This window comes from Streptomyces sp. NPDC002838 (assembly GCF_040295365.1).
GTDB lineage: Bacteria > Actinomycetota > Actinomycetes > Streptomycetales > Streptomycetaceae > Streptomyces.
In genome coordinates this window covers 18,532-39,802 of the sequence record NZ_JBEOVF010000060.1, presented here as the reverse complement: position 1 = coordinate 39,802, position 21,271 = coordinate 18,532, and the positions used below count along the sequence as shown (strand labels likewise).

Genomic DNA, 21,271 nt, shown 5'->3' with positions numbered 1-21,271 from the left:
CAGAACGAGGGAATCGCCGGTTGGTCACCTCCGCACCTCCAGACGGGTGAGTCAACCCTCCGGCGCCACGAGGGCACGCGCGTAGTTCGCCATCGACCGCCGGTAGCGCGGCAGATGAGGGGCGAGGGCGCCGAGCACCAGGGCGAGCCCCTCGCGATCCCGGCCGAGACTGGACAGGCACAGGGCCAGGGTCGCCCGTACCGCGTCGTCCAACTCGTCGGAGGGGGCGTCCAGCTCGGGTGTCAGCAGCTTGACGCCCTCCTGCGCCTGCCCGATGTTCCGGAGGGAGCTGGACAGCTGGATCCTGGCCCGGCGGCCCTTGTAGCCGCTCAGCCCCTTCGCGAGTGCCTCCCGGTACAGCGGAACCGCCTTGTCCGAGTGGCCGGTGGAGTCCCAGGCGCAGGCTTGTTCGAAGGGGCCCAGTGGGCTGTCCGCGGGCAGCTCGGCGACCAGGGCGTCGATCACCGCCCGGAAATCGGCCGCGTCTGCCTCCGCGTAGTCGTCGAAGGTGGCCCAGGCGGCGGCCACGCGATCTTCCCAGTCCTGGTTCACCGGCCCACCTTCGCACAGGCGTGCCCGTGACAGCATCGGATTTGAGCGCATCGCACGCCACAGCCGTATGAGGGAGGAGGCCCCTCGCCGGGGGCTCTCTGCGGCACGGACCGGAGGAACAGATGAGGTTGACCCGACCGAGGCTCGCGCTGGCCTGCGCGGCGGCGGTGCTGGCGCTGGCGGGATGCGGTTCCGGCGGCGAGAAGAAGGCCGCGGTACCGGAGACGGCCACCGGCAGTCTCGAACAACTCGCCGCCGAGGTGAAGTGCGAACCGAACATGCAGACCGACGCGGACACCATCCGCCAGGCCATCTGCGAGAAGGGCAAGCAGAAGTACATCCTCGCGACCTTCTCCACCGACCGCGGCCAGCGCGAATGGATCAACACGGCCAAGGACTACGGCGGTTTCTACCTCGTCGGCCGCAAGTGGGTCGCCGTAGGACACCAGGACGTGGTGGCGACGCTGCGCGGCCGGCTGGGCGGGACGCTGGAGGTGGGGACGGACCACTCCGCGCACAAGGGCTGACACACACGAAGACGGCCGGTGACGGGATCTCCCGCCACCGGCCGTCCTCTGTGAGTGACTACGGGTGGATTACTGGCAGTCCTCCCCGCTGTTGATGCACTCGACCACCTGGTTCATCAGGTTCTCGTCCATGACGTTGATGAAGTCGTTGTGGTCGGTGATCGGCTTGTGCAGCTGCTCCGGGAAGCCGTCCACGGCGTACGGGTTCTGCACCTGACCGTTCTCGACGGTCGGGGCGGGCACGTCGTACACCAGGCGGATCTGGAGCTGGGGGATGGCCTGGAAGCCGTTCGCGCAGCTGCCGTCGGCCTGGACGAACGCCACGTGGTCACGGTGGTTGGCGCTGTCGACGTTCTGACCGTCCCAGCAGCTCTGGAAGTTGGACGTCCGAACCACGCTGCTGCCCTCGGGGCAGATCACGTACTTGTCCGTCACCTGCCGGTCCTCGAAGCCGGTGCAGCTGAACGAGGTGTTGGCGTTCGCGAGACCGTTGGTGAAGGCCTTGGCGTCACCGGTGATGATGCGCAGGAACTTCGGCATCGCGACGACGTCACCCTGCTTGCTGCCGACGAACTTGATCTCCGCCTGGCTGGCCTCCAGGATCGTGCCGACGTTGCCTTCGGCGCCACCGCCTGCCTGGTCGGCGTCGAACTCGTTGGAGCCGTCCTGGAGCCTGAGCACCGGCCAGTAGTACGTGGACTTGTCAGCCTGGTTCTGGCAGGTGGTGTCCGCGTTGGCCAGGTCCTCGTCGCTGGCGAAGGCGTCGTTGCCCTGGTTGCCGACGTAGTCGTGCGTGTGGTGTGCGCCGTTGTCGACACCCGGGGCGACGATGATGTTGTCGGTGTTGAACAGGTTGTTCTCGTTGGTACCGCACTCCGTGGTGAAGGAACCGGTGGAACCGGTGTCCCCGTTGGCGGCCAGTCCGTTCTGCAGGTCGCGGGAGTTGGGCTGGACGTCGTTGATGTTGACGAAGTCGTCCGCCACCGGGCCGTTGCCGGCCTGGCCCCCGTTGCCCTCGGGTACGGGATCCAGGCCGTTGTCCTGCCCCTGGTCCTGCCCCTGGTCCTGGCCGTTGTCCTGGCCCTGGTCCTGGTCCTGGCCCTGGTCCTGGCCGTCGTTGTTCTGGCCGTCTCCGCCGTTGCCGTCGTTGGTCTCCGGCTGCTCGGCCGCCATGCCCTGGCACTCGGCGAGCTGCTGGAGGTCCGGAGCCTGCCCGCCCACGCGCCGGATGTTGATCCCGATCCGGTCGAGGGCGGCGGTCCTCTTGGACTTCAGCGGCCCGAGGATCGCGTTGTTGACGAAGCCCGCGTCACCGGCCTGGGCCTGACGCGTCGAGGCGAGCCGTGAGTAGGCCTCGGTGATCTGCTGATCGAGGTTCGCCAGCTCCTTCGCCACACCGGCGCGCGCACCCTCCGGCACGTCGCTCAGTTGCTGGCCGACGTCGGGGCACTGGATCGTGGCGATCTGCGCCCCAGCGGCCTTGATCTCGTTCTGTGCCGAGTTCTCCTCATGTGCCGAGGCGTAGAAGTTGGCCCAGACCAGCCCGCCCCCACCGAGCGCTAGGGCCGCCGCCCCGGCAATGGCCTTGGTGGCCAGCGGCGTACGGCGTTTTCTTGTGTTGCGTCCCATGGAACTCCTCTGACTTCCTTGCGGGGCTATCGAGGCGCCCGACAGGAGTGAAGCGGCTCCCCTCAGTACGCAAGCCGTCCCACGGGTGTTCAGCCGTCTCAGAAATTGGTGAGAGATTCGCGTGACAATTCGGCCTCAACTGCACATGAAACACCGGGAGTTGTTGATCCCTTACGGCATGTGCGGAATCCGGGGCCCGATTTCAGCGGTCCTGGTCCAGATAGGCGAGAACCGCCAGGACGCGACGGTTGTCGTCGTCCGACACCTCCAGGCCCAGTTTGCTGAAGATGTTGGAGGTGTGTTTGGCGATCGCCCGTTCCGTGACGACGAGCTTCTCCGCGATCGCCGCGTTCGACCGGCCCTGCGCCATCAGCTCCAGCACCTCCAGCTCGCGTGGGGTCAGCCGCCCCAGAGGCCGGTCGCCGGTTGCCCGCCGGGACAGCAGCTGCTGGATCACCTGCGGGTCCATCGCCGTACCGCCCGCCGCCACCCTGCGTACGGCGTCCACGAACTGCTCCGCGTCGAACACCCGGTCCTTGAGCAGATAGCCGACCCCGCCGCTGCCGTCGGCGAGCAGTTCACGCGCGTACAGCTGCTCCACGTGCTGCGACAGGACGAGCACCGGCAGGCCCGGTCTGTCCCGCCGGGCGTTCAGCGCGCACTGCAGCCCCTCGTCGGTGTGGGTGGGCGGCAGCCGGACGTCGACCACGGCGACGTCCGGCCGTAACTCCGCCAGCGCGGCGGTCAGCTCGGGGCCGGTCTCGACGGCCGCGGCGATCTCGAAGTCGTGGGCTTGAAGGAGCCGGACGAGTCCGTCGCGCAGCAGGAACAGGTCTTCGGCTAGGACAACGCGCAAGGGATCTCCAGGGTGACCATGGTGGGGCCGCCCGCGGGGCTGCTGACGGCCAGGACGCCGTCGAATGTACCCAGTCGGCGCTCGACCCCGGCCAGGCCCGAACCGGCCCCGATCACCGCGCCGCCCTTGCCGTTGTCGGTGACCGAGATCCGCAGCATGCCGCCGCCTTCTTCGGTGTGGTGCAGGTCGATCCAGATCCGGTCCGCGTTCGCGTGCTTGACCGCGTTGGTCAGGACCTCGCTGACGGCGAAGTACGCGGCCGACTCCACCGGCGCCTCCGCGCGGCCGGGCAGCTCCACGTTCACCTCCGTGGCCACCGGCAGCCGCAGCGCCAACGCCTTGACGGCGTCGCCCAGTCCGCGCTCGGCGAGCACCGGCGGATGGATGCCGCGGACGAGTTCGCGCAGTTCGGTCAGGGCGTCCACGGAGGACTGGCGGGCCTGTGCGAGCAGCCGCCTGGCCTGCTCCGGGTCCTTGTCGAGGAGCATCTCGATGGTGCCGAGGTCCATGCCCATGGCGACCAGCCGGGCCTGCGCCCCGTCGTGCAGGTCCCGCTCGATGCGCCGCAGTTCGGCGGCGGAGGTGTCGACGGCGTCCCGCCGGGTCTCGGTCAGTACCCGCACCCGCTCGGCCAGTTCGCCCTGGCCCGCGGCGAGGACGGCCCGGGTGAGGCGGAAGTGGGCCTCGAGCAGCCGCGGGGTGAGGAAATGGGCGAAGAAGAGGATGACCAGGCCCAGGACACCGGCGGCCAGGGCGGAGGCCTGCCCGGTCACCGGCACGAACCCGTACCAGTACCCGTCGGGGAAGACCCGCCACAGCCCGGCCGCGATCGCGAACCCCTCCAGCGGGTAGAACAGCAGCAGGGCCGGCAGCAGCGCGGTGAGGAACCCCGCCGTCATGTCGACCGGCAGCCACCTCAGGTCCCGCCAGGTCGCCGGATCACGCAGTAACGCGAACGTACGCGTCCACGGATTGGCGTCCTTCGGGAGCGGCCGGTACGCCGACGGGATCCGCACCCCGCACCACTGGGCGGCCAGCACCCGCCGCCAGTCCGCGAACGCCCGCACCCCCGTGAGCACCCACGGCGTGGTGACGAGGCCGATCCCGATCGGTATCAACGCGATGGACACCAGGGAGAGCGTGAAACAGAGCACCGCCCCCGGCAGCAACACCAGCGCCAGCCCGAGCCCCCGTACCGCCGCGAGCCCGATCCCCCGCACCCTGGTGGAACCGCTGCCACTCTTCGTCTCGATGGTCGTCATGGCGTCAGTCTCGCCGAGCAGGCGGTGAGGGGCACGGGGTCTGGGCTCCGGATCAGGGGGTGGTGCCAGGTACACCTCCGCCGCTCGCCAGCACCTTCGCCTCCACCTCCGGATCGAGGCCCTTGACCGTCCGGCCCGGCCGCTGCGGCGCCGTACCGCCGATGTCCTGGAGCCACTTCCAGGTATCGGTCACCGTGTCGCCGACGGGCCGGCAGTCCAGCCCTGTCGCCAGTGCCCGGGAGACGTCCGCGGCGTGCAGGGCGTCGTGCAGGTCGCTGCCCGGCGGCACCCACACCGGCAGCTGGACCCACGGCTCGATACCCGCCTCCAGGATCACCTCCGGATCGGTCCACCGCAGCTCGGCCGGACCTCCGGTGGCGCGCACGCAGGCGTCGAGCAGGGTGCCCATGGTGGCGTGCCCCTGCGGTGCGATCAGGTTGTACGGCCCGCTCAGCTCCCGCTCCACCGCACCGAGGATCCACTCGGCGAGATCACGGACGTCGACGTACTGGAGGGGCAGGTCACGCGGCCCGGGCGCGAGGACGGGCCCGCCGCGGGCGATCCTGCCCAGCCACCACGGCAGCCGCCCGACGTTCTCGTACGGCCCGAGGATCAGCCCGGCCCGCACGAGCAGCGAACCGTCCGCGCCGAAGGCCTCCACGGCGGCCAGCTCGCCGCCCCGCTTGTCCCGGGCGTAGTCGGTCTGCCCGGCGTCGGCCAAGGCGCCCTCCACCAGGGGCGCGTCCTCGCCGTATCCGGCGGGCGGGGACCACTCGTACACCGAGCAGCTCGACACGTACACGTACCGCCCGGCGCGGCCCCGCAGCAGCCGCGCCGTGTCCCGTACCGCCCGGGGCGCCGCCGACCAGGTGTCGACGACGGCGTCCCACTCTCCCTCCGCGAGGGCGGCGAGCCCGTCGGGCGCGGTGCGGTCACCGTGCAGTGACCGCACACCGGCGGGGGGCGCGTGCCGTCCCCGGTGGAAGACGGTCACCTCCCAGCCGCGCCCGAGGGCCGCCTCCGCGACGGCCCGTCCCGCGAACTCGGTCCCACCCAGCAGCAGAAGTCTCATACCGATGACTCTGCCCGGCCGGCCCGCGGGACGGAACGGGAATCTGCCGTCAGCAGAGAGTCAACGCCCCGTCGGCGGCGCGTACTTGTACCCGACCCGGCGCACGGTCCGGATCACCTGCCGGTGCTCGGCGCCCAGCTTGCGGCGCAGGCGGGCGATGTGGACGTCGACGGTACGGCCGTCGCCCACATGTCCGTACCCCCACACCGTGGTGACCAACTGGTCGCGGGTGTACACCCGGTAGGGGTGGTTGACGAGGTGGGCGAGCAGCTCGAACTCCAGGTAGGTCAGGTCGAGCGCGCGCCCGTCCACCTCGGCGGTGCGCTGCGCGGTGTCGATCCGCACGAGCGGGTCGTCGGCGGCCCCGGCACCCGTCTCCGACCGCTCGGGCACCGTCACCGGCGGGAACGGCGGCTGCTGGTCGGCCGGGAGGAGCACCAGATAGCCGACCATCGGCGGCCGGCCCGGCAGGGTGGGCAGGGTGTGCGGGGGAGCGGGCAGCAAGGTGGCGCCCGGCGGCAGGTAGTCCGCGACGTCCACCACCTCGTCCCGGTCGACGGCACGCAGCCGGTGCCGGGCGGGGGCGTTCAGGGGTGCGGTGGAGGGGAGGGAACGAGTGGTCGCCATGAGAGGTCAGCTCTTTCGCGCGAGAGGTTCGTCGGGGGACGTACGTCGTTGCGCGCCGATCGAAGGCCGAGATGCGGCTTCAGAGGGCCGGCGCGTTCACCGCGCGGCAACACTCCCGGTCGAAGTCGTGGTGCTGACGGGAAGGCCAGAAGGGCTCGAGGTCATGGCGACCCGTCGCGGAGATCTTCTGGATGCTGGCCATGGCCCCAGTCAACAAGCCGGCCGTGGCCCAGTCAACCGCGGGCACGTCGAAGGGGGCGCCCACCTCCCGGTGGACGCCCCCTCGCGGAGCCGAAGCGCGGATCAGACCTGGCCGGCCTTCTCCAGCGCGGAGCAGCAGGTGTCGACGAGTAGACGCGTCACGACGTACGGGTCGACGTTGGCGTTCGGACGACGGTCCTCGATGTAACCCTTGCCGTCCTTCTCGACCTGCCACGGGATACGGACCGAGGCGCCACGGTTGGAGACGCCGTAGGAGTACTCGTTCCACGGGGCGGTCTCGTGCAGACCCGTCAGACGGTCGTCGATGCCGGCGCCGTAGTTCTTCACGTGGTCGAGCGGCTTGGAGCCCTCACCGAGCGACTCGGCCGCGGTGATGATCGCGTCGTAGCCCTCGCGCATCGCCTTCGTGGAGAAGTTGGTGTGCGCACCGGCGCCGTTCCAGTCGCCCTTCACCGGCTTCGGGTCCAGGGTGGCGGCGACGCCGAAGTCCTCGGCGGTGCGGTAGAGCAGCCAGCGGGCGACCCACAGGTGGTCGGAGACCTCCAGCGGGGAGACCGGGCCGACCTGGAACTCCCACTGGCCGGGCATGACCTCGGCGTTGATGCCGGAGATGGCCAGACCCGCCTTCAGGCAGTTCTCCAGGTGAGCCTCGACGACGTCACGGCCGAAGATCTCGTCGGCGCCGACACCGCAGTAGTAGCCGCCCTGCGGGGCCGGGAAGCCGCCCTTGGGGAAGCCGAGCGGGTAGCCGTCCTTGAAGAAGGTGTACTCCTGCTCGATGCCGAAGATCGGCTCCTGGGAGGCGAACTTCTCGGCGACCTCGGCGAGCGCGGCACGGGTGTTGGACTCGTGCGGCGTCATGTCGATGTTGAGGACCTCGCACAGGACGAGGAGGTCGTCGCCGCCGCGGATCGGGTCGGGGCAGGAGAAGACCGGCTTGAGCACGCAGTCCGAGGCGTGGCCCTCGGCCTGGTTCGTGGACGACCCGTCGAAGCCCCAGATCGGCAGGTCGGCACCCTTGGCGTCGTCCGCCAGGATCTTCGTCTTGGAACGGAGCTTGGCCGTCGGCTGGGTGCCGTCGATCCAGATGTACTCAGCCTTGAAGGTCACGGGCCACTTCCTTCGGGGGTGTGTCTGGGCGCACTTGCGGGTGCTGCGGCGCTGCGGCACTGGGGCACCGCACTTGTCGCCCGCGAGCCTGTCAACAGGCGATTTCCCGGTCATTGCTCGAATGTGAACCCCGTGTTACCTGGTGGTTCTGTGGTTCGATTCACGCTGTGAGGGCTTGCGCGGGGGCGGCGGTGGCAGGGCAAGCGGCCGAAAGCCGACAACCAGACCTGTTCGCAGCCGCAGAACCGGACGGTTTACGGCCGCTCGTATGCGATGGGGTGGGGGTCGGCCCGGACATGCCGGTCCCGCTGCTCCTGGCCGGGAGCAGCGGGACCCATGACACGTACGTCTTCGGCGTCCGAGCCTCACCCCACCTTCTCGATCACGGCCCGGCGGATCAGGAACTTGCCGGGCTCACGGACCTGTTCGAAGGCCGCGTTGTTGAGCAGCACGCAGCTGCCGGAGACCGAAGTGACCTCCACCGTCGTGGACTTGTCGTTGTCCAGGTTGGTGACCTTCAGCTTCGTGCCGGCCGGGAACTGGTTGCTGGACGCGGCCGGGGCGCCGCCCTCGCCGGACAGGGTGACGGTCGAGCCGTTGCACACCTGCTGACCGGTGGCAGCACCACCGTTCCCCGCCGCGGGAGCCTGCGAGGCGGGGGCGCTCTGCGCGGGCTGTGCGGCCTCGGCGGGCTGCGTGGCCCGGGAGTCCTGAGCCGACTCCCCAACCACGCATCCGGACGCCTCCTGCTTGCGCTCGATCTCCGCGATGACCGCCTCACGGTTGGCGATCCTGGCCTCGGACTGCGCATCCGGATCGGCCCGCTGACCGTCGATGAACTTCTGGTTGTTGCCGAGCGCGGTGGCAAGCCCCTGGCAGACGGTCGAGTCCGCCGCGGACTGCGGCCCCGCGGCGTTCGAGGTGCTCGCCATGACGAAGGCACCACCTCCCGCCACCGCTGCCGCGCCGACCAGCAGCGCCGCCTTCTTCCTCGTGCTGAGTGTTCTCCTGCGCGACATGCGCGCCTCCTGAGGGGTCGGGGAGCGTACGCCGCTACGTACGAGATACCGAACGAGGTTACTCAGCGGTTACAGGAGTCAACCGAAGTAACCTGCGTCACATATTGCTGGAGAGGCCGCGAGGGACCGTCAACCCGCGTAGCCCCCTTCTTCATACGCCGCAACCTCGTCGCTGACGTACCGCAACAACCCCTCCGTCTCCTTCGTCAGCGCCGCCTCCCCGCTCTCCGCCCCGTCCCCCCACTGCCCGTTGGCGAACACCACGGACCGCACGGTCATCACCCGCCGGAAGGCCCCGGCCGAACCGGGCGGCACGGTCGGCAGTCCCGCCTCCGGCGGGGGGTCCAGCGAGACCACCTGATACGTCACCGGATCCATCGAGGCCATCGCGAACACTGTCGACGCATCCTCGACCCGCGCGAAACTCGCCACGGTGACCGTCACCTGCGAGCGCCGCTCGACGTCCGTGAACAGGGCGGTGCTCAACCGGGCACATCCTTCTCCCTGTTCGACCAGCGCGGCCAGCTCCGGTGACATGGCGCGGCCGCAGTCGGTGGTGGTGGCGAGGTCGACGCGCTGGAATCGGGAGCCGTCCTTCAGGCGCACGCTCTGCCGCGGAAACGCCTGCTCGGGCCGGATGACGGGCCGCTCGAGCAGTGAGGCCAGGGCGGTCGGGGTGCCGGAGGGGAGGGAGGCGGTCACGGACGGGACGGCGGTGGCGGTGGCGGTGGTGGCCGACGCCGAGGGAACTGCGGCATTCTCGCCGCCACCACCGCCACCGGCGTACAGCACGACGCCCACAGCCACGGCCGTCACGAGGACGAGCCCCGTGCCGACGGCGACCGCCCGCAGACTGCGCCGTTGCCGTATCCGCTCCTGCGGCCCGTGTGGCATGCCTTGATCACCGAAGGTCATGACCGCGGAGGGTAACAGCGGAAGCGCTCTGAACTCCCGCCCGCCGACAAGCCGTTGACTACCGGGACAAAGCGTCCCGTACGGCCTCGTCGGTACGGCCCACCACCGCCGTACCGTCGTCCGCCGTGATGATCGGCCGCTGGATCAGCTTCGGATGCTCGGCGAGGGCCTTGACCCAACGCTCGCGCGAGGAGTCGTCCCGCGGCCACTCCTTCACGCCGAGCTCCTTGGCGACGGCCTCCTGGGTGCGAGTGATGTCCCACGGTTCGAGACCCAGTCGCTCCAGCACGTCCCGGATCTCGTCCTCGCTCGGTACGTCCTCCAGGTAGCGGCGGACGGTGTAGTCCGCGCCCTCGGCGTCGAGGAGTTTGATCGCGCTGCGGCACTTCGAACAGGCCGGATTGAGCCAGATTTCCATGCCGCCCACGGTACGCGAAAACCCGTCCTCCACCTGCGTCACAGCACCCCCGAAAGCCCTTGTGGCCAGGGCCTTTTGTCAGTGCCGGGCAGTAGAATAGAAGCAGTGTTCGAGGGTGTCGCCGGGGTCGCCGTAGTCCCCGGGGCCGGCGCCCTGACCGCGACAGGAGGATGCCTGTGCCAGCTGCCGCACTGAAGCCGAAGCCGTTGCCCACCCAGTCCACCGCGAAGCGCCCCGTCCTGCTCGACATGCCGTACACGCCCGTGGAGAAGCGGCCGCTGCCGCCGGGGCGGCCGCGTGAGTGGTACGTCACTCACAACCGCCGCCTCAAGGCGATGCGCCTCGCGATCGCCCTGCTCGACTCGGGCGTGTACGTGCCCAACCAGGCCCGCAACGAGACGATCCGGAGCACGGCGGAGATGATCGGGGTTCACCCGCCGTCGGACACGACGTGCCACATAGTGCGGGCGTTCATGCGTTACTCGCGGTGAGCCGGTAGTGCCGGGTGCCCTGTGTTCCGGGGTGCCCGGCACTTGCGTTGCCGGCCTGTGGCCGAGCGCACGGCGCCTCACTGCCCAGGTGTGGTGTCTCCCAGTTGGTGGGAAGCCTGCTGCTGGACCTATATCGCGTTGTGAGTCCAGGGGTAGGGCCATAAGGTCACCGGCATGTCCTTACGTCTTCGTATGCGTCAAGCACTGCCGGAAGCGATGCGCGCCCGTGACAAGGCCGCGGTGAGCGCCCTGCGCGCAACGCTTGCCGCGCTGGACAACGCTGAGGCGGTGCCGGTGGACGAAGCCGAGCTCCGCGGCTTGGCCCTTGAGCAGTCGCCGGTCGGTGTCGGCGTCACCGAAGCAGCGCGGCGTGAGCTGAGCGAGCGCCATGTGGTTGATGTCGTGCGCGCCGAGGCCGCCGAGCGACTGGAGGCTGCAGCGCAGTTGACTGCGCCCGCGCATGCTGACCGAGCCGCGCGGCTCCGCTCGGAGGCCGCCGTGCTGCTTCGGTTCCTCGACGGTCACGGCACCGCATAGGACACAGCGTCGCATCGCACTCGCCGCCCCCTTGAGGACGCGCGGGACCGGACCCGGCGCTGGTACCGGCGTCACGGAACTTGCCGCCTCCCCGGGAAAAAGAAGATGCACCCGGAGTGACCACCTCCCTACGCTGGACAAGCGTTGCGGAGTCGGCCACACCGCTTCCCGCAGGACAGGCACCTCCCTGCGGACCCGGGGCTACTCTCTACGCACCGATGGCCGGACGCCTCCCCCAAGCGCCCCGTCGGGACACCGCACCGATCACCGCTCGGACCGACCCACGCCCACGGAGGCCCGCCATGGGCACCATCGTCATATCCGGGACCGTCGTCCTGGTCGTTCTAGGATTCGGAAACCACGTCTGGTGGCTCGCCGCCGTCGCCGTGCTCTTCCTGTACGTGCAGTACGGGCACGGCACCTCCTCGACGTCCTCGTCGGGAGGACCGCCGTCCGGTGGGGCCTCGGGACCCATGCCCGGCAGTTACCGCGCGTACCGCGACCGCCGTGACCGGCAGGCCAAGTGGGAGCGTCGCTACCGTCGCGAGCGCCCCTTCGAGTCCCGTCGGCAGTCGCGCGAGAAGGGCAAGTGAGACCTGTAGTGGACGCGCCCCCGGTCACAGGCCGGGGGCGCCCCACACCGGGAACCAGCGGTTGAGGTCCTGCTCGATCCGCAGGTCGTTCCCGAGGGCCGCCTTCACCCGCAGTTCCAGCGCGTTGTCGCGCCGCTGCGCCTCACCGGGCAGCGGCGCGAACGGATAGAAGGAACCGCGCTTGTAGAGGTAGACCAGCGCGAGCCGACGGCCTTCCGGGTCCGTGAAGCCGGCCAGCGAGCACAGCAGTTGCGGACCGAAGCCGTTGACCTCCATCGCACTGTTCACCGCGTGCAGGTCGTTGACGAGGAGCGGCAGCTGGTCGGGCGTGCGCTCCGACACCAGCCACGAGTACCCGTAGTCGTCCCGCCGCAGCTCCACCGGAGGCCCGTCGCGGTCGGAGTCCGCGTCGAGCAGGGCCTGGACCTCGCGGTGCGTCTGCTCGAAGGCGGCGCCCTCGACCGTGGCGAAGCACACCGCGCCGCGCCCGGTCGGGGTGAAGGAGGCGGCCGCCTCCAGGGTGACCGCCGCCGACGGCAGCGCGAAGAGCTGGTCGAGGTCGGGCGCGACCGGTTTCGTCCGCCCGAGCAGGATGTCCAGCAGCCCCATCCTCAGTCCGCCCTCCCCGGGGTGGCCGCCTCGCCCAGCTCGCCGGAGATGCGCCCCAGCTGTTCCAGCCGCTGCTCCAGGCTCGGGTGGGTCGAGAAGAGCCGCGCGACGCCCGGCTCGGAGCCCAGCGCCGGGGTGAAGTAGAAGGCGTTGAAGGCCTGCGCGGTCCGCAGGTCCTTGGTCGGGATCCGGGCGATGTCGCCCGAGACCTTGGTCAGCGCGGACGCCAGCGCCGAGGGCCGGCCGGTGAGCAGCGCCGCCGCCCGGTCCGCCGCCAGCTCCCGGTACCGGGACAGGGCCCGGATCAGCAGGAAGCTGATCGCGTACACGGCCGCCGACACACCCATCACGGCGGCGAAGACGAGCGCGGTGTTCTGGTCCCGCCGCCCGCCGCCGAACAGCTGCGAGTAGAAGGCGAACCGTACGATCAGCCCCGCGATCACGCCGAGGAAGGACGCGATCGTGATCACGGCGACGTCCTTGTGCGCCACGTGCGACAGCTCGTGCGCGAGCACGCCCTCCAGCTCCGCCGGTTCCAGCCGCCGTAGCAGACCGGTGGTCACGCAGACGACGGCGTTGTCGGGATTCCGGCCGGTCGCGAACGCGTTCGGCATGTCCATCTCCGACACGGCGACCACCGGCTTGGGCATGTCCGCGATCGCGCACAGCCGGTCGACCACCGCGTGCAGCTCGGGATACTCCTCGCGCTCCACGACCCGCCCGCGCATCGCGAACAGCGCGATCCGGTCGGAGAACCAGTACTGCGCGCCGAGCATCGCCGCCGCGATCACGACGACCAGCACCCACGACTTCAGCAACACGATCAACGCGGCCACGAAGGCCACGTACAGGAGTCCGAGCAGGAACAGCGTGACCGTCATGCGCACGGTCAGCCGCCGATCGCTCTGGAAGCGGCTCTGCATCTTGCATCACCCCAGCAGTCAGGCACTCGCCCCACTGCCCAGTGTGCACCCGCGCCTTCCACGGACAGATCTCGATCAGCCCTACGGGGAGCAAAGGAACGCACACGGCAGGGTCTCGGCCCGCCGTGACCGGCCCGTCGGAAGCCGACGTGAGAAGCCGACGTCAGAAGTTGGAGATCACGCTGGTGATCACCTGCTCGATCGTCTCGGCCTTCTTCGCGTCGTACATCCGCCCGCCACCGGCCTCCGCGATCTCCTGGAGCACGGTCCTGCCGTTCTTGTCGTTCTCGTCGGCCGCGTTGCCGTAGGCGATGGTGAAAACGCGAACGTTCGGCTTGGTGGGATCGCTGATCCGTTCCAGCAGCTCTTCCTTCGCCAGACTGCCGTTGTCCTCGTTGCGGCCGTCGGTCAGCAGGACGATCGCGTTGATGGCCTTCGGATCGTAGTCCTGACGCATGGCGGCGGTGGCGGCGTCGAGGGTGTCGTAGAGACCGGTAGCGCCCTCCGGTTCCAGGCTCTTGAAATTGTCGGACAGCAGGTCGGAGCGGGTGCCTCCGGCCAGCTTCTGTTCGAACGGGCCGAGCGGCACCAGCTCCTTGTAGTCGTGCTCGCCGCCCAGGACCTCGGCGTCGGAGAACTTCCACAGACCGACGCGGTCGGTGCCGGTGAACTCACCGAACAGCTCGGACTCCGCCTGCTTCAGACGTTCCATCTTGGTGTCGCCGGTGCCGGGGATCTCATCGCTCATCGACTCCGAGGTGTCGATGAGGATGCGCACGTTGGCGTGCCGGCGCAGAGTGGGCCAGATCTCCATCAGGTGGTCGAGCACATCGCCCCTGGGCATCGGCATGCGGGTGAACACTTCCTGGGGCAGGACTCCGCTGGTCTTGCCGCGCAACGGGGAATCCGTCGGGATGGTGCCCTGGTGGGTGCGGAAGCCGTAGGGAGCGAACTGCTTGGCGTGGACCTCGGGGCTGTGCAGGTACTGGAGGAAACTGCGCGACACCGCCTTTTTCGCGGGGCTCATCCCGTTCAGCTCGATGTACGGGTGGTCGGAGAACGGGACTCCGTCCTTCGGATAGAACGAGACCAGGGGAGTGTCCGGAGGGGAGGTCTTGGCACAGACCTTCTCGGGGTTGAGCGCACCGCAGGGATAGCCCGCGTTGTAGGCCGCCACGGTGCTCTCCTCCAGGGTGACGGCGGAGATGTACGACATCGCCTGCTCAGGGCTGTTCCGGTCGGCCTGGCGGAGATTGGAAAGGAAGGTCAGCGTCGTCTCTCCGTAGTGGACGGCGGCCTGCTCGATGCTCTTGACGAAGGAGCGGTTGCCGGATTTGTCGAGGTGCGTGATGCTCAGCTCGCGACTGGTGCCCGTCGCGGCGTAGAAAGCGCCGACGGTCGCGTTGAGCCCGGAGGTCGAGTACCCGGGATTGGTCTTCCCGAGCTTGAAGTCCCCCCACTCCGGCTTGCCGCGCTTCGCCCAGAAGCCGTCGGCGTTGTTCGCCCAGTCAGCCAGGTGACTCCAGGTGAACCGCGGCTCGGGCCAGTCCAGCGCCTCGGCCATCGGTTTCGGCATCGCGATGGTCAGCGGGCTCTGGACGATCGATTCCGCCCGCTCCGGGAACTGTTCCTTGTTCTTCCCCGTCGCGGTGGCACGGGCCAGCGCGAGCCAGGTATTCCCGGCCGGCGCCCACACGTCCGGCTTCGTCTCCTTCCAGCCGCCCACCAGGGCCCGCATCGCTTCCCCCGAGTTCCTGTCCTGCACCTCGATCCGCACGCACGTCCCGTCGCTCACCCGGTTGCCGTAGGCCTTCGCCGCCCGCCGCATGGGTTCCGACTTGTCGACGGAGGCGGCGATCCGCAGGGTCGTGTCCGCGTGGTCGCACTTCGGCAGGGTGCCCGGGTCGCCGCTCCCGCACGACTGGAGGACGAGTACGAGGGCCGTCGCCAGGGCGAGAGGCGGAGCCGCCCAGAGCCATCGTCGCCGACCGGCGCCGACGAGAACGGGCATTCTGCCCGGGGGAGATGCCCGGCCCGGTCTACCTTCCGGCTTGGTGCCGAGGGGTGACTCGCTCACCTCCTGACGCAGGGGAGAGGGGGCGGGGGCGGAGCGACCGGACTCCTCGGACTCCTCGGGGCTGAGCGCGAGGAGGGTGGCAATGGCCACCTGCGCCGCGTTGAGGGCCGCGCGCTCCTGTGAGCGCGCGGCGTCGAGGAACTTTTTGTTTCCGTCCGCCAGGTCGCTGATGCCGCGGATGAGGAGCCACTGGAGCCTCGTGGCGGTGTAACCATGGACTGCGGCGGCGAAGCCGGCCCCCTCCGTTTCGATGGCCGCCGCGTTCTCGTAATGAGTGCTGATGATGTGGTGATCGGAGGCATCCAAGGAGTCGATCACGACGTCCCCGGACACGATCGGTTTGAAGTGGATCGTGTAGGTGATCAGCTCCGTCCTGTCGAGCTCGCGCGCCACCTGCGCCGCCGTGCTGACAGTGTCGGGCGGCGGCTTCAAGCCTTCGGGGCGGGCGTGGAAGCCCCACTCGGAACGTTTGCCTCGCTGGTACTCGTCCACGTACTTGGCTACGACGACATCCCCGGGACCGGCGTCTTTCCGCCCCGCGGCGATGCCGACGAAGAACGCGGCCTCGGGCCGCACACGCTCGAGACAACGGGCCACCACCGCGGTGGCGGTGGTATTGCCGGGGCCGGTCTCGGCGAGGTAGACCCGCCAGGGAACCCGGCCGCCCAGCTCATAGACGGCCGCGACCGTACTGCCGTCGAGCGTCTCGCTGCCGAGAGGCGTCGCGCCGGCCTTCGTCAGACGCGCTTCGACTTTCTCGTACTCCACACGGATTGCCGTGAAGATCATCGCAATGCGGGAAGGACGGGCTGCTGCCACCGGACCAACCGATCTTGATACGGATTTCAATACGTGAATCGCCCAAGAAGGTTCAACGTAGCATCATGCGGCCCAACACCCCTGGCAGGTACCGGTATTGCTCTAATACGGCGCCCGGAAGTTGATGTACCCGAGCAGCAGGATGATCGCGACGACGCTGCCGAGCACCACGGCCGTCGAGATCCACGACGACCGCCGCGGCTTCACCGGGTCGGCGGCGGCGCGGAACGGCTGCGGCGCCGGCGGGTTCTCCTTCCACCGCGCAGCCAGCATGCGCGCCCGGGCGGAGGGCTCCTTGTGCTCGGCCCCGTCCGCCCACCTGAGGTCGAACTCGCGCTCGTCGTCGTCCCGCTCGTACATCCCCGTTCCCTCTCTCGAACATCCGTGTCAGTAGGAATGATCCCTCGTCTGTGCCCGGTCTGTGAAGCGACTTCCACGCATACGACGGCGCCCCCGCCTCGGAGAGAGGCAGGGGCGCCGGATGGCTCACGCGTCGCTCAGGCGTGGTCCGATCACACGTCGAAGTAGAGCTCGAACTCGTGCGGGTGCGGACGCAGCTGCAGCGGCGCGATCTCGTTCGTGCGCTTGTAGTCGATCCACGTCTCGATCAGGTCCGGCGTGAAGACGTCGCCCTGGAGGAGGAACTCGTGGTCGGCCTCGAGGGAGTCGAGGACGGCCGGGAGCGAGGTCGGGACCTGCGGGACGCCCGCGTGCTCCTCGGGAGCCAGCTCGTACAGGTCCTTGTCGATCGGCTCGGCCGGCTCGATCTTGTTCTTGATGCCGTCCAGGCCGGCCAGCATCAGCGCCGAGAAGGCCAGGTACGGGTTGCCGGACGAGTCCGGGGCGCGGAACTCGACGCGCTTGGCCTTCGGGTTCGAGCCGGTGATCGGGATACGCATCGCGGCGGAGCGGTTGCGCTGCGAGTACACCAGGTTGACCGGGGCCTCGAAGCCGGGGACCAGGCGGTGGTACGAGTTCACCGTCGGGTTGGTGAAGGCCAGCAGCGACGGGGCGTGCTTGAGGATGCCGCCGATGTAGAAACGGGCGGTGTCCGACAGGCCGGCGTAGCCCTGCTCGTCGTAGAAGAGCGGGTCGCCGTTCGCCCACAGCGACTGGTGGACGTGCATGCCCGAGCCGTTGTCACCGAAGATCGGCTTCGGCATGAAGGTCGCGGTCTTGCCGTTGCGCCAGGCGACGTTCTTCACGATGTACTTGAAGAGCTGGAGGTCGTCGGCGGCGGCGAGCAGCGTGTTGAACTTGTAGTTGATCTCGGCCTGGCCGGCGGTGCCCACCTCGTGGTGCTGGCGCTCGACCTGCAGGCCGGCCTTGCCCAGCTCCAGGGAGATCTCGGCGCGCAGGTCGGCGAAGTGGTCGACCGGCGGGACCGGGAAGTAGCCGCCCTTGTAGCGGACCTTGTAACCGCGGTTGTCCTCCAGCGCACCGGTGTTCCAGGCGCCCGCCTCGGAGTCGATGTGGTAGAAGGACTCGTTCGACGAGGTGGCGAAGCGCACGCTGTCGAAGACGTAGAACTCGGCCTCGGGGCCGAAGTACGCGGTGTCGGCGATCCCGGTGGAGGCGAGGTAGGCCTCGGCCTTCTTCGCCACGTTGCGCGGGTCACGGCTGTACTGCTCGCCGGTGATCGGGTCGTGGATGAAGAAGTTGATGTTCAGCGTCTTGTCGCGGCGGAAGGGGTCGACCCGGGCGGTCGACAGGTCCGCGCGCAGCGCCATGTCGGACTCGTGAATGGCCTGGAAGCCACGGATCGAGCTTCCGTCGAAGGCGAGCTCGTCGTCCGGGTCGAACGCCTCGACGGGCACCGTGAAGTGCTGCATGACGCCCGGCAGGTCGCAGAAGCGGACGTCGATGAACTTGACGTCCTCGTCCGCGATGAACTTCTTGGCCTCGTCGGCGTTCTGGAACATCCAGCTCCTCCTACTCCCGACCGTTCCTTGCCGGGGTGGTAGTTCGTTCGTGCGGCCAGTGCGGTGGCACACGCTGACCTCGACCCTAGGGACGGGTGATTTCTCAAGCGTGACCCATTTGTTTCGTGCACGTTAACCGGACATCGTACTGCGCACCCCACCTGTCCGTATCCCAAAACGGGCGCAGTACCGTGGACGCGTGGACAAGAGGGAAGCAATCGGATCGTGGCTCTCGGGCCCCCGCGCGGCGGCCGAGGAAGCCGGTGTGGACTTCGGATACCGGGGCGAGCAGCTGGGTCTGCCGGAGGAGGGGCCGGGTTCGATCGCCCGCCCGGGACGGCGCTGCGGCGCACTGGCCGTGGACTGGGGGATGAGTGCTCTGATTGCATCCCAACTGATCACTCAGAGCTATGACCAGACGTCCTCCAACTGGGCGCTGCTGATCTTCTTCGTGATGAGCGTCCTGACGCTCGGCACGATCGGCTTCACCCCCGGCAAACGCCTCTTCGGCCTGCGCGTGGTCGCCCTGGACACCGGCACGGTCAACCCACTGCGCGTCCTGCTGCGCACGGTCCTGTTGTGTCTCGCGCTCCCGGCCCTGGTCTGGGACCGCGACGGCCGGGGCCTGCACGACCGGCTGGCCCGCACCGTGGAAGTGCGCATCTGAGGGTCTCTACGACTCTGTTGTACGACGAAGGGGGCGCCCGGTGTTGACCGGGCGCCCCCTTTCTGACGTAGGAGGTCTGACGCGGGGGAGTCAGCGGGCCTTCGGTCCGCCCTTCGGCAGCTTCATGCCCTTCGGCATCGGGCCCTTCGGCAGTGGCATGTTGCTCATCAGGTCGCCCATGGCCCGCAGCCGGTCGTTGGTGGCCGTCACCTGCGGACCGGTCAGCACGCGCGGCAGCTTCAGCATGGTCGTGCGCAGCTTCTTCAGTTCGACCTGGCCCTCGCCCGTGCCGACGACCAGATCGTGCACGGGCACGTCCGCGATGATCCGGTTCATCTTCCTCTTCTCGGCGGCCAGCAGACTCTTCACCCGGTTCGGGTTGCCCTCGGCGACCAGGACGATGCCGGCCTTGCCGACGGCCCGGTGCACCACGTCCTGGCTGCGGTTCATCGCCACCGCGGGGGTCGTCGTCCACCCCCGGCCGACATTGTCGAGTACCGCCGCGGCCGCGCCCGGCTGGCCCTCCATCTGCCCGAAGGCCGCTCGCTCGGCCCGGCGCCCGAACACGATCGCCGACGCGAGGAAGGCGAGCAGGAGGCCCAGGATGCCGAGATAGATGGGGTGACCGATCAAGAAACCGATCGCGAGGAAGACACCGAAGGTGACGATTCCGACTGCCGCGAGTACAAGACCGATCTTCTTGTCGGCCCTGCGGGTCATCTTGTAGGTCAGGGCGATCTGCTTCAGTCGCCCGGGGTTCGCAGCGTCCGCTGCAGTTTCCTTCCTCGCCATGCCACGAAGTCTACGTGGCCCCCGGAGCGCGGACGACGGCAGTGTGCCCGCGGGGAAGGGGGGACGGGATTCAGGAGTGGGCGGTGAAGGTCTGCTCCAGTACGCGCTGCGCCTCGACCCTGTCCTTGGCGCGGCGGCGGTCCTCCAGTACGGACGTCCAGGCGTTGCGGCGGGCGGTGCGCTGACCGCTGCTCATGAGCAGGGACTCGACGGCACGGAGTGCGTCGGTGAAGGACGGAATGGCTGTGGCGCGAACGGGCGCGGCCTGCATGATGGAGGTCCCCCCTCGATACCGCTTTGGGTATGGGTGTACGTGGCGTGAGTTCAGGGTCACTGATTGGTGTTACCAGGGCGTGACCGACCGGTCAAACACCAATGAAGCCTTGATGCGGCGGGCTCAAACACTGACGCGGCCCTGACGTACGCCCTCATCTGCGAGGACGGTCAGGACCGCGTCGTATCGGTCGCTACTGGCGAGTAGTTACTTGTGCGCGAATTCACACGCTTGGGTCGCTCCCCGCTGGGCAAGGAGGGTGACGGTTTGTCGGGCAGGTCACACGGCCTGCGAGGCGATGTAGGAGCCCCGCTTCTCGATGGCCATCTGGTACAGCCGCCCGGCGCGGTACGAGGACCGGACCAGCGGGCCGGACATCACGCCGGAGAAACCGATCTCCTCGGCCTCCTGCTTCAGCTCAACGAACTCCTGGGGCTTCACCCAGCGCTCCACGGGGTGGTGGCGCACGCTCGGGCGCAGGTACTGCGTGATGGTGACCAGCTCGCAGCCGGCGCCGTGCAGCTGCTGGAGCGCCTCGCTGATCTCCTCGCGGGTCTCGCCCATGCCGAGGATCAGGTTGGACTTGGTGACCAGGCCGTAGTCGCGGGCCTCGGTGATGACCTTCAGCGAGCGGTCGTAGCGGAAGCCGGGGCGGATGCGCTTGAAGATCCGGGGGACCGTCTCGACGTTGTGCGCGAAGACCTCGGGGCGGGAGGCGAAGACCTCTTCGAGCAGCTCCGGTACGGCGTTGAAGTCCGGGGCGAGGAGCTCGACCTTGGTGCGGCCGGCCTCGCGGCCGGCGGTCTGCTCGTGGATCTGCCGGACCGTCTCGGCGTAGAGCCAGGCGCCGCCGTCCTCGAGGTCGTCGCGCGCGACGCCGGTGATGGTGGCGTAGTTCAGGTCCATGGTGACCACGGACTCGCCCACGCGCCGGGGCTCGTCCCGGTCCAGTGCCTCGGGCTTGCCGGTGTCGATCTGGCAGAAGTCGCAGCGCCGGGTGCACTGGTCGCCGCCGATGAGGAAGGTCGCCTCGCGGTCCTCCCAGCACTCGTAGATGTTGGGGCAGCCGGCTTCCTGGCAGACGGTGTGCAGGCCCTCGCTCTTCACGAGGTTCTGCATCTTCGTGTACTCGGGACCCATTTTCGCCCGGGTTTTGATCCACTCGGGCTTGCGCTCGATGGGGGTCTGACTGTTACGGACCTCCAGGCGCAGCATCTTGCGTCCGTCGGGTGCGACTGCGGACACGTCGGCTCCCTGTAGCTTCGATTCTTCGGCGTACACCAGAGTACGCCCGTACGTTTTCGGTCCCCGGGGTGGGCAACCTTGCGGAACCGTGGGCCATTCCCGCGCCCGGCGTC

23 protein-coding genes are annotated in these 21,271 nt (G+C 68.9%); 5 read left to right on the top strand and 18 right to left on the bottom strand.

The genetic code is table 11. The features are described from left to right. Window positions 1–51: 51 nt before the first annotated feature. Entirely contained in the window at window positions 52–588 is a 537-nt protein-coding gene (locus ABT063_RS43955; RefSeq protein ID WP_351066579.1) for a tetratricopeptide repeat protein, read from the bottom strand. Window positions 589–674: 86 nt separating this feature from the next. On the opposite strand from ABT063_RS43955, the gene ABT063_RS43950 reads away from it, so the two are divergent. Then, a complete protein-coding gene (locus ABT063_RS43950) occupies window positions 675–1,079 on the top strand; it encodes a hypothetical protein (protein ID WP_351066578.1) in 405 nt (134 codons plus the stop codon). 69 nt (window positions 1,080–1,148) lie between these two features. Here the strand turns inward: ABT063_RS43950 and ABT063_RS43945 are convergent, their stop codons facing one another. The 9 genes from ABT063_RS43945 to ABT063_RS43905 form a co-directional block, all read right to left on the bottom strand. Further along, on the bottom strand, window positions 1,149–2,708 hold the full coding sequence (locus tag ABT063_RS43945) for a DUF1996 domain-containing protein (RefSeq protein ID WP_351066576.1): 1,560 nt from the start codon (window positions 2,706–2,708) through the stop codon (window positions 1,149–1,151). A 202-nt stretch (window positions 2,709–2,910) separates the two neighbouring features. Further along, the gene (locus ABT063_RS43940) at window positions 2,911–3,564 is read right to left on the bottom strand and encodes a response regulator transcription factor (RefSeq protein ID WP_351066575.1); all 654 of its coding nucleotides are present in this window, start codon (window positions 3,562–3,564) and stop codon (window positions 2,911–2,913) included. Then, the gene (locus ABT063_RS43935; protein ID WP_351066574.1) at window positions 3,549–4,826 is read right to left on the bottom strand and encodes a sensor histidine kinase; all 1,278 of its coding nucleotides are present in this window, start codon (window positions 4,824–4,826) and stop codon (window positions 3,549–3,551) included. The genes ABT063_RS43940 and ABT063_RS43935 overlap by 16 nt, the downstream gene beginning before the upstream one ends. 52 nt (window positions 4,827–4,878) lie before the next feature. Continuing rightward, window positions 4,879–5,898, bottom strand: a complete 1,020-nt coding sequence (locus ABT063_RS43930) for an SDR family oxidoreductase (RefSeq protein ID WP_351066573.1) — start codon at window positions 5,896–5,898, stop codon at window positions 4,879–4,881. Window positions 5,899–5,958: 60 nt separating this feature from the next. Continuing rightward, window positions 5,959–6,525, bottom strand: coding sequence for a winged helix-turn-helix domain-containing protein (locus tag ABT063_RS43925; RefSeq protein ID WP_351066572.1), 567 nt, complete (start codon window positions 6,523–6,525; stop codon window positions 5,959–5,961). A 303-nt stretch (window positions 6,526–6,828) separates the two neighbouring features. After that, window positions 6,829–7,857 (bottom strand): glutamine synthetase, encoded by a 1,029-nt coding sequence (glnII, locus tag ABT063_RS43920; protein ID WP_351066571.1) that lies wholly within the window; start codon window positions 7,855–7,857, stop codon window positions 6,829–6,831. Window positions 7,858–8,222: 365 nt separating this feature from the next. Next, window positions 8,223–8,831: an SCO2207 family protein gene (locus ABT063_RS43915; protein ID WP_351066596.1), complete on the bottom strand. Its 609-nt coding sequence runs from the start codon at window positions 8,829–8,831 to the stop codon at window positions 8,223–8,225. Between the two features lie 174 nt (window positions 8,832–9,005). Then, the gene (locus ABT063_RS43910; RefSeq protein ID WP_351066570.1) at window positions 9,006–9,791 is read right to left on the bottom strand and encodes a hypothetical protein; all 786 of its coding nucleotides are present in this window, start codon (window positions 9,789–9,791) and stop codon (window positions 9,006–9,008) included. Window positions 9,792–9,849: 58 nt separating this feature from the next. Then, window positions 9,850–10,209: an arsenate reductase family protein gene (locus tag ABT063_RS43905; protein ID WP_351066569.1), complete on the bottom strand. Its 360-nt coding sequence runs from the start codon at window positions 10,207–10,209 to the stop codon at window positions 9,850–9,852. 176 nt (window positions 10,210–10,385) lie between these two features. Here ABT063_RS43905 and ABT063_RS43900 point away from each other — a divergent pair, with 176 nt between their 5' ends. The 3 genes from ABT063_RS43900 (at window position 10,386) to ABT063_RS43890 (ending at window position 11,830) form a co-directional block, all read left to right on the top strand. Continuing rightward, on the top strand, window positions 10,386–10,700 hold the full coding sequence (locus tag ABT063_RS43900) for a hypothetical protein (protein WP_351066568.1): 315 nt from the start codon (window positions 10,386–10,388) through the stop codon (window positions 10,698–10,700). Window positions 10,701–10,916: 216 nt separating this feature from the next. Continuing rightward, window positions 10,917–11,237 (top strand): GatB/YqeY domain-containing protein, encoded by a 321-nt coding sequence (locus ABT063_RS43895; protein WP_351066594.1) that lies wholly within the window; start codon window positions 10,917–10,919, stop codon window positions 11,235–11,237. Between the two features lie 302 nt (window positions 11,238–11,539). Next, complete coding sequence (locus tag ABT063_RS43890) at window positions 11,540–11,830, top strand: hypothetical protein (RefSeq protein ID WP_351066567.1); 291 nt, start codon at window positions 11,540–11,542, stop codon at window positions 11,828–11,830. Window positions 11,831–11,854: 24 nt separating this feature from the next. On the opposite strand, the gene pspAB is transcribed toward ABT063_RS43890, so the two are convergent. From pspAB to glnA, 5 genes are all read right to left on the bottom strand, one after another. Beyond that, the gene (gene pspAB / locus ABT063_RS43885; RefSeq protein ID WP_351066566.1) at window positions 11,855–12,439 is read right to left on the bottom strand and encodes a PspA-associated protein PspAB; all 585 of its coding nucleotides are present in this window, start codon (window positions 12,437–12,439) and stop codon (window positions 11,855–11,857) included. A gap of 2 nt (window positions 12,440–12,441) precedes the next feature. Beyond that, window positions 12,442–13,362, bottom strand: coding sequence for a zinc metalloprotease HtpX (gene htpX / locus ABT063_RS43880; RefSeq protein WP_351066565.1), 921 nt, complete (start codon window positions 13,360–13,362; stop codon window positions 12,442–12,444). Between the two features lie 163 nt (window positions 13,363–13,525). Beyond that, the gene (locus tag ABT063_RS43875; RefSeq protein WP_351066564.1) at window positions 13,526–16,228 is read right to left on the bottom strand and encodes a substrate-binding domain-containing protein; all 2,703 of its coding nucleotides are present in this window, start codon (window positions 16,226–16,228) and stop codon (window positions 13,526–13,528) included. A 132-nt stretch (window positions 16,229–16,360) separates the two neighbouring features. Next, complete coding sequence (locus ABT063_RS43870; RefSeq protein WP_351066563.1) at window positions 16,361–16,618, bottom strand: SCO2583/SCO2584 N-terminal domain-containing protein; 258 nt, start codon at window positions 16,616–16,618, stop codon at window positions 16,361–16,363. Between the two features lie 152 nt (window positions 16,619–16,770). Next, on the bottom strand, window positions 16,771–18,180 hold the full coding sequence (glnA, locus tag ABT063_RS43865) for a type I glutamate--ammonia ligase (protein WP_351066562.1): 1,410 nt from the start codon (window positions 18,178–18,180) through the stop codon (window positions 16,771–16,773). A gap of 199 nt (window positions 18,181–18,379) precedes the next feature. On the opposite strand from glnA, the gene ABT063_RS43860 reads away from it, so the two are divergent. Continuing rightward, complete coding sequence (locus ABT063_RS43860) at window positions 18,380–18,847, top strand: RDD family protein (RefSeq protein WP_351066561.1); 468 nt, start codon at window positions 18,380–18,382, stop codon at window positions 18,845–18,847. A 90-nt stretch (window positions 18,848–18,937) separates the two neighbouring features. Here the strand turns inward: ABT063_RS43860 and ABT063_RS43855 are convergent, their stop codons facing one another. The 3 genes from ABT063_RS43855 to lipA form a co-directional block, all read right to left on the bottom strand. Beyond that, entirely contained in the window at window positions 18,938–19,639 is a 702-nt protein-coding gene (locus ABT063_RS43855) for a DUF4191 domain-containing protein (protein WP_351066560.1), read from the bottom strand. A 70-nt stretch (window positions 19,640–19,709) separates the two neighbouring features. Then, window positions 19,710–19,910 carry an SCO2195 family GlnR-regulated protein gene (locus ABT063_RS43850; protein WP_351066559.1) on the bottom strand — a complete coding sequence of 67 codons (201 nt, stop codon included), beginning with the start codon at window positions 19,908–19,910 and terminating at the stop codon, window positions 19,710–19,712. Between the two features lie 282 nt (window positions 19,911–20,192). Next, complete coding sequence (gene lipA / locus ABT063_RS43845; RefSeq protein WP_351066558.1) at window positions 20,193–21,158, bottom strand: lipoyl synthase; 966 nt, start codon at window positions 21,156–21,158, stop codon at window positions 20,193–20,195. Window positions 21,159–21,271: the final 113 nt, after the last annotated feature.